This window comes from Peptostreptococcus sp., from assembly GCF_977045075.1.
This window is the reverse complement of the sequence record NZ_CDRRTB010000056.1, coordinates 1-11,125: the sequence shown is the minus strand read 5'-3', so window position 1 is coordinate 11,125 and position 11,125 is coordinate 1. Positions and strand designations below refer to the sequence as shown.

At 36.0% G+C, this 11,125-nt stretch carries 10 protein-coding genes; 7 read left to right on the top strand and 3 right to left on the bottom strand.

Translation table 11 applies throughout. The annotated features are described in order from the left end of the window. From ACW6OJ_RS05590 to ACW6OJ_RS05570, 5 genes are all read left to right on the top strand, one after another. The coding region (locus tag ACW6OJ_RS05590; protein ID WP_456095990.1) for a branched-chain amino acid transport system II carrier protein at positions 1-716 on the top strand (716 nt) is incomplete at its 5' end. A 70-nt stretch (positions 717-786) separates the two neighbouring features. Next, complete coding sequence (locus ACW6OJ_RS05585) at positions 787-2,064, top strand: O-acetylhomoserine aminocarboxypropyltransferase/cysteine synthase family protein (protein ID WP_456095989.1); 1,278 nt, start codon at positions 787-789, stop codon at positions 2,062-2,064. Between the two features lie 200 nt (positions 2,065-2,264). Continuing rightward, positions 2,265-2,864, top strand: a complete 600-nt coding sequence (locus tag ACW6OJ_RS05580) for a class I SAM-dependent methyltransferase (RefSeq protein ID WP_313964552.1) — start codon at positions 2,265-2,267, stop codon at positions 2,862-2,864. A 343-nt stretch (positions 2,865-3,207) separates the two neighbouring features. After that, the gene (locus ACW6OJ_RS05575) at positions 3,208-4,131 is read left to right on the top strand and encodes a DUF4300 family protein (protein ID WP_456095988.1); all 924 of its coding nucleotides are present in this window, start codon (positions 3,208-3,210) and stop codon (positions 4,129-4,131) included. A gap of 34 nt (positions 4,132-4,165) precedes the next feature. Next, positions 4,166-4,687 (top strand): phosphatase PAP2 family protein, encoded by a 522-nt coding sequence (locus ACW6OJ_RS05570; protein WP_456095987.1) that lies wholly within the window; start codon positions 4,166-4,168, stop codon positions 4,685-4,687. Positions 4,688-4,802: 115 nt separating this feature from the next. On the opposite strand, the gene ACW6OJ_RS05565 is transcribed toward ACW6OJ_RS05570, so the two are convergent. The 3 genes from ACW6OJ_RS05565 to ACW6OJ_RS05555 all read right to left on the bottom strand — a co-directional run bounded on the left by ACW6OJ_RS05565 (position 4,803) and on the right by ACW6OJ_RS05555 (position 9,223). Then, positions 4,803-7,262, bottom strand: a complete 2,460-nt coding sequence (locus tag ACW6OJ_RS05565) for an ABC transporter permease (protein ID WP_456095986.1) — start codon at positions 7,260-7,262, stop codon at positions 4,803-4,805. A gap of 300 nt (positions 7,263-7,562) precedes the next feature. Continuing rightward, positions 7,563-8,462 (bottom strand): radical SAM protein, encoded by a 900-nt coding sequence (locus tag ACW6OJ_RS05560; RefSeq protein WP_304196024.1) that lies wholly within the window; start codon positions 8,460-8,462, stop codon positions 7,563-7,565. A 137-nt stretch (positions 8,463-8,599) separates the two neighbouring features. After that, positions 8,600-9,223, bottom strand: coding sequence for a GerMN domain-containing protein (locus ACW6OJ_RS05555; RefSeq protein WP_456095985.1), 624 nt, complete (start codon positions 9,221-9,223; stop codon positions 8,600-8,602). Between the two features lie 374 nt (positions 9,224-9,597). Between ACW6OJ_RS05555 and ACW6OJ_RS05550 the strand changes: the two genes are divergently transcribed. Together ACW6OJ_RS05550 and ACW6OJ_RS05545 are read left to right on the top strand one after the other, a co-directional pair. Then, positions 9,598-9,777 carry a DUF951 domain-containing protein gene (locus tag ACW6OJ_RS05550; RefSeq protein WP_293427587.1) on the top strand — a complete coding sequence of 60 codons (180 nt, stop codon included), beginning with the start codon at positions 9,598-9,600 and terminating at the stop codon, positions 9,775-9,777. A gap of 115 nt (positions 9,778-9,892) precedes the next feature. Next, positions 9,893-11,089: an aminotransferase-like domain-containing protein gene (locus ACW6OJ_RS05545; RefSeq protein WP_456095984.1), complete on the top strand. Its 1,197-nt coding sequence runs from the start codon at positions 9,893-9,895 to the stop codon at positions 11,087-11,089. The last annotated feature ends 36 nt before the right edge of the window (positions 11,090-11,125 follow it).

Here is an 11,125-nt window from a genome sequence, read left to right as displayed (position 1 = left end):
TAATAGTGAGTTACCTTATAGGTACTGTCTTTATAGGAGATATTATCCACAGGGGATATAAGACAAGTGGAGAAAGAAATAAACTTACTGCTTATTGCGGTGTTATTGCCCTTATACTTTTGGCTGTTATCTATGTAGGTCTAATCTACCTAGGTGCTTCAGTAAGCAGCTACTATCCAAAGGATATAGAAAGAAGTCAGTTATTACTTGGTATTGCTGAAAGAGTCCTTGGAAAGAATGGAATGCTATTCCTTTCAATAGCCGTAGTTTTAGCCTGTGTAACAACTGCTATAGGCCAGATTACATCTATTGCTAACTTCTTCCATGATTTTTCAAATGGAAAGATACCACACAAGCTAGCTGCCCTAGTTTTCGCAGTCCTTGGTGCTACAATAGCTGTACTAGGTGTTGAAAAAATCATCTACTTTGCAACACCGATTTATAAGGGGGTTTACCCAAGTTTAATAGTTCTGATGATTCTAGGTATTTTCCGTAAGTATATACCTAACAAGCAGAGCTTCAGATATGCCCTTATATTTACACTAGCAGTAAGTATTTTAGAAGCAATTTTATCAGTTGCCGACATAGCTATTATCAAGGCTTTTGTTGATTTACTTCCGTTAAGCGGTCTTGGTTTTGCATGGTTCCTACCTGCAACACTTGGATTTATAATAGGAGCTGTAAAGGGGAAAGATCCACTGACACAGTTTGAGTAAAAGCCCTGTTAACATATAAATAAAAACAAATATATTTTAAAATTTTAGAAAAAGAAAAGGAGTGATTTTAATGACAAATTTCAATACTAACACAATATGCGTACAAGGTGGTTACGAACCAAAGAATGGAGAACCAAGAGTAGTTCCAATAGTACAATCTACAACTTTTAAATATGAGACATCTCAGCAGATGGGTGACCTATTTGACCTAAAAGAAGCAGGCTACTTCTACACTAGACTTTCAAACCCAACAAATGATGCTGTGGCAAGAAAGATTTGCCAGCTTGAGGGTGGTGTAGCTGCTATACTAACTTCATCAGGCCAGGCTGCCAACCTATTCGCTATAATCAATATAGCTGGAGCAGGCGACCATGTTATCTCATGCTCTACTATATATGGTGGAACATACAACCTAATAGCTAATACATTGAAGAACTTTGGTATAGAGTCTACATTTGTTGAACCAGATATTTCAGTTGAAGAGCTAGAATCAAAGTTCCAGCCTAATACTAAACTAGTATTTGGTGAAACCCTATCAAACCCTTCACTTAACGTATTAGACATAGAAAAGTTTGCAAATGCTGCCCATAAGCATGGTGTGCCACTAATAGTAGATAATACCTTCCCAACACCAATCTTCTGTAAGCCATTTGAATGGGGTGCAGATATTGTTACACACTCAACTACTAAGTATATGAATGGTTCAGCAAACTCTGTCGGTGGTGTTGTTGTAGACTCAGGTAACTTCGATTGGACAAAGTACAGTGAAAAGTATCCAGAACTAACTACTCCAGACGAAACTTACCACGGTGTTGTATATACTGAAAGCTTTGGTAAGGGAGCCTATATCACAAAGATGACAACAAACTTGATGCGTGACCTAGGTTCTATACCTTCACCTCAGAATTCATTCTACCTAGGTATTGGTCTAGAAACACTACACCTAAGAATGGAAAGACACTTTGCAAATGCCCTAGCTATTGCTAAGCACCTAGAAAAGCATCCAAAGGTATCTTGGGTATCCTTCTCAGGTTTAGAAAATGACAGCCAGTATGAGCTAGCACAGAAGTACCTACCAAATGGATCTTGTGGAGTAATTTCTTTCGGTGTTGAAGGTGGTAGAGAGGCCGCAGTCAAGTTCATGGACTCTTTAAAACTAGCTTCAATTGTAACTCACGTAGCTGATGCAAGAACTTGTGTACTACATCCAGCATCTACTACACATAGGCAGATGAATGATGAAGAGCTAGCAGCGGCAGGTGTATCTCCAGACCTTGTTAGACTTTCTGTAGGTATAGAAGATGTAAACGACCTAATAGCTGATATTGACCAGGCCTTAGAAAAATAAATTTAAATAAATAGAAGTCTCTAAAAGGGGTTGCATATAGTAAAGAGGTTTATTTTACTATAGCAACTCCTTTTACTTTTATCCAAAATACTTTCTATAAGGATGAAAAATTTTCCTTAACAAGAAAAAAATATATGCTATAATATAAATATAAAAACGATTATCAATATATGTATATTAATAAGGAAGGTCGTGCTATTATGAAAAAAAATATTTGGGATAGGTGTGCCCCCCTCTATGATTTTGCTATGAAGTCTGACAGGAATACCTATGACTATATGTACTCAAAAATATCAAAGTCAGTGGCTGATAGGTCCGTCCTTGAGATTGGTAGTGGTACAGGTCGTTTGGCTAGGAGTGTAGCCCCTGCCTGTAAGACCTATGTGGCTACAGACTATTCTGAGGGTATGTTGGCAGTTGCTGGCAAGGAGGCTTGTCCAGATAATCTTACCTTTGAGCTTGCAGATGCTACAAGTCTTCCCTATCCAGATGATAGTTTTGATGTAGCCATAATAGCAAATGCCCTCCATATAATACCTGATCCAATTAAGGCCCTAAGTGAAATAAGGAGGGTCTTGAAGCCAGGAGGACTCTTAATAGCACCAAATTTTATCAACAGGGATATGACTGTTAAAATAGGTATTTGGGCCAAATTTTTGAATTTGATAGGGGTTAACTTTGAGCACAGGTGGACTGAGGAAGGCTATATTAAATTTTTAGAGGATAATGGCTGGAAGCTTGGCTACAAGGAAATAATAAAGACAAGAGTCCCTATGGTCTATATTGAGTGTAGACCGTAGGAATCCTTAGAGGGCTTAATTACATAGAGGCTCTTGCCGATATTTTTTATAAGAAAACTAATATAAAAAGGATAAATTAGATTAATTTAGGTGGGTATACAATTGACTTGTATATCCCTTTTTCTATGCTTAGACTTTATTTATACACTTAGAAAAAAGTCTTTGAAATATACTTTAAGACACTTATATTGGCCTATGTGGTAGTATAAATACGAATCTGGGTATCAAATATGAAAATAGGTAGTATAGATATAATTTAGCAATCTAGGCTATTATAGGTATAGGTAGGTATTTGCAATTGCCTGCCTAAGGGTTTAAATAAGAACAATAAGGAGAAGTGTATATGAAAAATAATTTAAAGAAGCTATGCCTACTGTCCCTTTGCCTACTTGTGGCAACTGGTTGTAGTATTGGTAATAAAGAGGAGGGTTCAGCTAGTAAGCAGGGTCAATCATCAAACCTTAGTGAGTCCAAATCAGACCAGGCCAAGGGGATGAAGGTAAGCTATACTAATATAAGTGACAAGTCATCTAGAGATCTACTAGCCAACCTATTTGACCAGGCAGGTATATCCAAGGAGAGGCAGAAGGTATTTTTTAACCACCTTGACCAGTTTAATTCTAGTGTAGACAGCAAGTCCCTAGCTGGGGATTTTGAAAAGGCTGGTGTCCAGGATACCAAGTATGATCCCTATGATATGCAGGACCAGTGGAAGGCAAAAAATAATGACTTTGAGGGCTATAATTGTAGGATAACCTCATATGGTTTATTTGGTGACTATATGAAGGCAAGCCAGGCCAAGACTGGTGATGATACAGAAAATCTAGGTATTGACCTTCTTTCCTTGACTACAGATAATTCTGCTGCCAAGACAGAAGAGGACAAGAATATATTTAAAAGCATATTTAACGAAGTGAAAACCATTGATACAAAGGATGTAAAAAAGCACTATCAGATATTCAAAAAGGAATGGGAAGCTAGGGGTGTAAAATTCGCCAAAAATGACAAGGCTAGCATGGTATCAGTAGTATTCCATAGCCAGATTGAAAAGGGGCAAGACAGCCTCTTTATAGGTCATGTAGGTATAATGCTCAAGGCAAATGATGGGGTCTACTTTGTGGAAAAGGTAGCCTTCCAAGAACCATATAGGTTGAATAAGTTCAAAAATAAGGAAGATTTGAAAAAGTACCTTATGGAAAAATATGATGTAGAATATGACCAGCCTACAGCCAAGCCTTTTGTACTTGAAAATGATAAATTAATGTAGGTATATAATATATTAGATAAAGGTAGAACAATTAATGAATTTTGATATGGTAATTTTAGACTTAATACAAGGCAATATGAAGTCTGGCCTTATGGATTCTATAATGCCCCTTATTAGCCACCTGGGTGATTCGGGACTTGTATGGATTATCCTCTCTATAGGCCTGGTTATACCCAAGAAAACCAGGAAGCTTGGCTTTGTGATGATAATAGCCCTGGTATTAAATGGGATTATATGTAATATAATTCTAAAGCCTATGCTTGCAAGGATAAGGCCCTTTGATGTGAATACATCTATAAAGCTCCTGATAAACAAGCCTAGGGATTTTAGCTTTCCATCTGGCCATACTTCAGCATCATTTACAGCTGTAAGTGTCTTGTTTTTTAGAAGGAGCAAGCTATTTGTTCCGAGCTTAATACTAGCCACCCTAATAGGCTTTTCAAGACTCTACCTATATGTCCACTATCCGAGTGATGTTGTGGGAGGTATTATCTTGGGTATAGTCTGTGGCTATATGGGGCATAGGATTGTGGGTAGTAAAAAAATTAATATTTAAAAATATAAAAACATTCAAGCCGAGTATATTTATGAAGTACTGGCCTGAATGTTTTTTATTATGAGACCTACAAGGGTCATAGTATCTTATTTTAATATATACTAATAATCCTAGCCTATTTAATACCCTTCCTTATATGTGCCAAAGGTATGGCTGAAGATATTAGGCCAAGGCCTATATTTAATAGGACTACCAAGATGCTTGTTCTTATATTGTTATAGAAGACAGGCTCATATAGGCTACCTAGGATATAGTGGTATATACCAAGCTCCATAAGGCTTGAAATAAAAATAGAAAAGATAGCAGATATTAGGCCTAGTATTAGTCCTTCTAGCAGGACAATATGCCTAATTTGCTTCTTGTTTGCCCCTATTTTCATTAAGACCTTGTATTCATCCATCCTATTCAATACCTTATAAATCATACTATTACATATATTTAGGAATATAATAAGTAATAGGATTAGGTTTAAAGAAACCAGAACCCTCTCCTGTGAGTCACTAAACTGCCTTGAAGAGAATATTTCCTCTTCAAAATTTGATAGGTTGACATTAGGTTTACTTTCAATTATAGACAATATCTTATCAGAAATTTTTTCCACACTGAAGCCAGGCTTTGGATTTATCTTTACAATCTTGTACTTGTCCAAGCCGGTATGTTTGTCCAGGTAAGTGTTACTAACCAGCAAGCACGGAACGAAATCAGGTACATAATCTTGGGTATTTACGCCTAATATATCAACCTGTCCGAGGATTTGAAGGTCTAAATTTTTAAAATACTCCTTGTCATCAGAGGAACCCAGGTCCTCATAGTACTTGACATTGTGCTTAAAACTAATGATATCCTTGTTTTTGTAGTTAAAGACCTTGTCTCCCTTACGGTTTGGAGCATTAAACAATATTGCCCCCTGTCCCTTTTTAAACTTTTCTAGGTCTGAATCTGAAATTTTTAATGACTTTCTTATTTTTTTCAAGTAGGCGTCATTGATGCCTATTATATTTGATTTTACCTCATATTGACCACTATCTTCCCTAAATATCCACTTTAGAACCTTCTTAGTATATTCTCCACCAGTAGTATTTAGGTCTTTGAAAAATGAGAGGTCTCTTATTTTATCTCGGTCATTTATGATCATTCTTCCCTGGAGCACCTTAAAACCATCGACCTCTTTTATTGCACTCTTATTATTTATCCTTATATTTTTAATTTGACCTAGTTCATTTTCATCTAAGCCAGAAATTTCATTAGGTACATAAAAGGCATTTATAGATAGTATATAGTCCTTATTTTCATACTTTATAGCCTGGTTTATGGCAATATTTTTCATATTAGAGTAGAATACACCAGCAATTAAAAATGATGATATTATACCTAGAGATAGGGTCATAAATAGGGTCTTGTACTTGTTCTTTAGGAGATTGTTTAGGGGTATCTTGCTTATAAGATTCCTTGTAGGTATACTCCTTATCCTAGGGGATTTATTTCCTGTATCCTCATTTTCAAAGTTTAATAAGTTGGTAATAGCCCCCCTTCTTATCTTCCTATAATTATCCAAGGATAGGGCCAGCCAGGCTAATATTACAGGTATCATTACCAATATAATATGATAGTCTAGGACTATCTCAAAGGAGTCTAGGCTGTAAAGGCTCTTAATGGTATTTCTAAATAAAAATGACAATAGGCCACCAATTATAATACCAGTAAGGGCTGGCAGTAGGGACTGGTATAGGATATCTCCAATAATATTCCCAAATAGGGTCCTATTCTCTATTCCTATGGCCCTTAAGACTCCAAACTCTCTCATCCGATCCCTTATAGATATATAGTAAATCCCCTTTATGGAAAAATACATGATCAAGAAAAATAGGATATTCATAAGGAGCATGTCCTTTGAAAAAATATTATTATACAGGGCCTCTTTTTCTAATAGTATCTTGTTTGTGCGCATATTATAGCCCTTGTTCTTGGCATATTTTGATAGAAAGGCTATTGAATTTACCTTATTAGCCTTGTCACTAAGGTTTATATAGATATCCCTAGGACCATGACTATCTTCAATTTTTCTATAAATTTCTATCTTTGACTGGTTTTTATTTAAAGAATTGTCCCCCAATAGACCAACTATCTTGAATTTTTGTGGCCCCCTATGGTAGAGGTCAAGGTAGATATAGTCCCCTCTGATATATTTTTTCATGTTATCCTTGGCCCACTTTTCTAGGATTACCTCGTCACCCTTGTCTGGAAATCTACCATTCAAGAGGCTAAGCCCAAGTATTTTTAAGATATCTCTATCTATATTTATAAGGGTGAAGTATTTGTCTGATCTGTCCTTATTTCCATCATAATATTGCTCCTGGCCCAGGTAATTGACCTCTACTTCCTTTTTAATTTTTCCTATGTCATTAGGCATAAGGCCTTCTATATATACATGAGATATAGTGACTTCCTTTTGAGTATTGAGTAAATCGTTATAGGATAGGCTCCTATTAATTATAAATACTAATGTGAATAAAACTAGGACTGTTGCTATACATGTTGAAAAAAATATATTTCTCTTTGACTTTAATAATCTCATATCCTTAATCCCCCTGACGAGCGTCTTAGATCTTTTTAATCATAAAAATTGTAACTTGAATAAAAGCCCCTTGATTTAATTGGTCATACATAAATTTAGAAGGTCTTTTGATAATTAAACCTAGGTGTTTAGAAATACTCTAGACTACCTATTTTTATTATACAAGTGAAGTATTTAAAAGTAAATAAAAATGAATATGTTTTCACTTCTTAAATAACAAAAAAGGCAGGTGAAAAGTTTATTCCAACTGCCTTAAAAAATCTATTATTTATAATTTATAGGTAGATTTCGTGCTTTTTACTATAGAAGAATACTCCTTCTATCTATCCACTCCTGCATTTCCTCAGGTGATGCTTCTTCCAGTATCTGGTCTATCTGCCTTAGTAGCTTTTCCCTGTCTGGCGGTACAATACCCTTTATATACATTGTATTAGAGTTATGGGCAGAAGATATAAGGGCAGTCTTTTCAGGTAATAGGTTATAGACTATCTCTCTAAGCTCTACCAACCTGTCGTACTCACTGGCCTCCTGATATTGACCACTCTTGTAAAGGTCCCATAATTCTGTTCCCGGTACAAGGGTTACAGACATAGGGAATACCCCCCTGGCATTTACCTGACTAAGCATTTTACCAGTTTTTTTACCATTTTCTACGGCCTTGTCTATCCCCCTACCCATCAAGCCAGTCAGGATCATGGCATAGTAGTTGTAGTCGAACTTATCTAATCTCTTCATTTCCCTGATAGCCTCATCAACAGTATTTCCCTTGTTGATAAATTCTAGGGCCTCCTGGTTACCACTTTCTACCCCGATATATAGGTCATTGATTCCAGCCTCTTTCAGCTGTCTTAGCTCATCATCAGTCTTGTTCTCTATATCCTTTATAGATGCATAGGTAGTAATCACCTCAACATTTTTAAGGTACTTGTGAATGATTTCAGCTATTTTTAAAAGTCTCTCTGTCTTTAGTACAAAAGGATTACCGTTTAAGAGGAAGACCCTCTTAGTTGACCTAAAGAACGGGTGTTGGCTGGCCTCTATTACATCAGACTCTATTTGGTCTAGACTTTCCATCTTGAAATTTGTATACCTATACATACCACAGAACTTACACTTATTATGGGTACATCCGCTCGTTACCTGTAGAAGGAGTGACTTGTACTCCTTTGGAGGTCTATATATTTGCTCATCATACTTCATATTATTTTTGTCCTTTCCATACCATTTATAAATATATTGTTTTCATAGTTATGACCCAAGGGCCTTAAGACCACTTATACATTAAAAGGGTCTAAATAGTTAAATTTAAAGGGAGCAGAGTCTACTCCCTCAACAAGCTACTTAAATTTTAGGTATTCTCCATCCTTTAGGGCTATATGTCCACCAGAATAATTCTTTCCATTAACACTTAGCTTTACCTGGTCAACCTTAAATGTCTTTACTATACTGTTTGTAAAGCATCTTAGGCTTAGGGACTCAGATGTAGCTCCCTGGTCAAAGTTTACAAACTTGTCATTCATGTCAACTACAAGGGTTCTTACTCCATCTAAGTCTGTAACCTTGGCTGAATTTACCTCAGTTCCAGACTGAAGAACCTTATTTTCTATCAAGGCCCTTACTATATTACCTACACTTACCTCATCTACTGACCTTGTATTTTCACTTAGCTTTTCAGTATTTATATCATATGTATAGTATACTATCTTGGCTTGTTTGGCCTTGCTTGTGTCCTTTTGGTCCTTGCTCTGGTCTTGGGATGGCTTGTCCTTACTATTCTTTTCATGGTCTGCCTGAGTATTTTCATCAGTGGCTTCCCCATTTGCAGGCTCTTCCTGGCTTGTTTGAGTCTGGTCCTTGCTATTAGCTGTATCTTTTCCATCCTGGCAGGCAGTCAAGAACATAGACCCAAAAACTAGGGCTGTTGACAAAAGTATCATCCTTATCTTCTTGTTTATCTTCATAACATAGTTCTCCTTTTAAATTTAGTAGTTACCTGTAAAAATATCAACAAATATCAAAGTCTATGGTCTTAAAAAACAAAATTTTAAAAGCCATATTATATATTTATATAATACAGATACTAGTTTAAATCAGCTTCTTACACTTATATTATAACATATTCTTTAACTAGTATAAAATTTATACAAAAATTATACAGAATATTTTAGATTTAATGTACAAATAATGTAAATCTTATGATATTATATACATATAAGTATGTAAGAATACTTGGATGATACAGTTCAAGTTTTGTTTTTTGTGCTTTAAGCAAACGCTTTTATAAGCTTAATAAAAACGTGGGATTGTATTAATATGTTAGTAAGGAGGACTGCTTATGCCACTGGATATAAAAGTTGGTAGTCTTGTTGAATTAAAAAAACAACATGCTTGTGGTAGTAAGGAGTTTACAATCATAAGAACTGGTGCTGACGTCAAATTTAAGTGTAATTCTTGTGGAAGAATTATTATGTTAGATAGGGAAACAGCAGAAAAGAGGATAAAGAAGTTCCTATAGTGAATATATAGGATGGAGTCCTTTGATAAATCGTCTATAGTTCACAAATTAATTCAAATTCAGTTTGTGGATTAAAATATATTTTGTTTTTATTTAAATGGAGGTGCTTTTTAAAATGGCAGTAAAATTTGCAAGAAGACTAGAAAATGCAGAAGGATCAGCAATACGTGAAATCCTTAAGTTAGCTTCTAACCCAGAAGTTATTTCATTCGCAGGTGGATTACCAGCTCCAGAGCTATTCCCAGTTGAAGAAATGAAGAAGGTTGCTTTAGCAGTTCTTGAAGAACAGGGTAGAGCAGCAATGCAGTACTATGCAACAGATGGTTACCCACCACTAAGAGAAGCTATAGCTGAAAGAATGAACAGAAAGCTTCATACTAATGTTACAGCAGATAGCATACTTGTAACTAACGGTTCTCAGCAGTGTCTAGACTTCGTGGGAAGAGTATTCCTTGATGAAGGTGACAAGATAATCGTTGAAAGCCCATCTTACCTAGGTGCTCTTAATGCATTCAAGGCTTACGGACCAGAATTCATAGAAATACCAACTGATGAAGACGGTATGATAATGTCTGAATTAGAAAAGGCTCTTGCTGCAAACCCAGACGTTAAGTTCATCTATGTTATTCCAGACTTCCAGAACCCATCTGGTAGAACTTGGCCAATAGAAAGAAGAAAGCAGTTCATGGAAATCATCAACAAGTATGAAATTCCAGTAGCTGAAGATAACCCATACGGTGAATTAAGATTCGAAGGCGAAATATTCCCATCATTAAAGTCATATGATACAAAGGGACTAGTTCTATTCTTTGGTACATTCTCAAAGATATTCGCTCCAGGATTCAGACTTGGTTGGGTTTGTGCTGCTCCAGAAATTCTTGAAAAGTTCAACATTTCTAAGCAGGCAGCTGACTTACAGGCTTCTACTATCTCTCAGATGGAAATGGCTAAGTTCATAGAAATGTATGACCTAGATGCTCACGTTGAAAAGATTAAAGAAGTATATGGTAAGAGAAGAACTGTTATGTTAGATGCTATGGATGAATACTTCCCAGAAGGTATTAAATTCACAAGAACTGACGGAGGTCTATTCACTTGGGTAACTCTTCCAGAAGGTATAGATGCAGCTCAGTTAATGAAGGACGTAGTTCTTCCAAACAACGTTGCTTACGTTCCAGGAGAACCATTCTATCCAAACGGTGGAAATGCTAACCACTTCAGAATGAACTACTCTTGTATGCCTGAAGACAAGATTGTTGAAGGTGTTAAGAGATTAGGTAAGGCTCTTCACGAAGCAATGGCAGCACTATAATAAAAAGTAGCAAAATTTAATAACGATATCAACAGC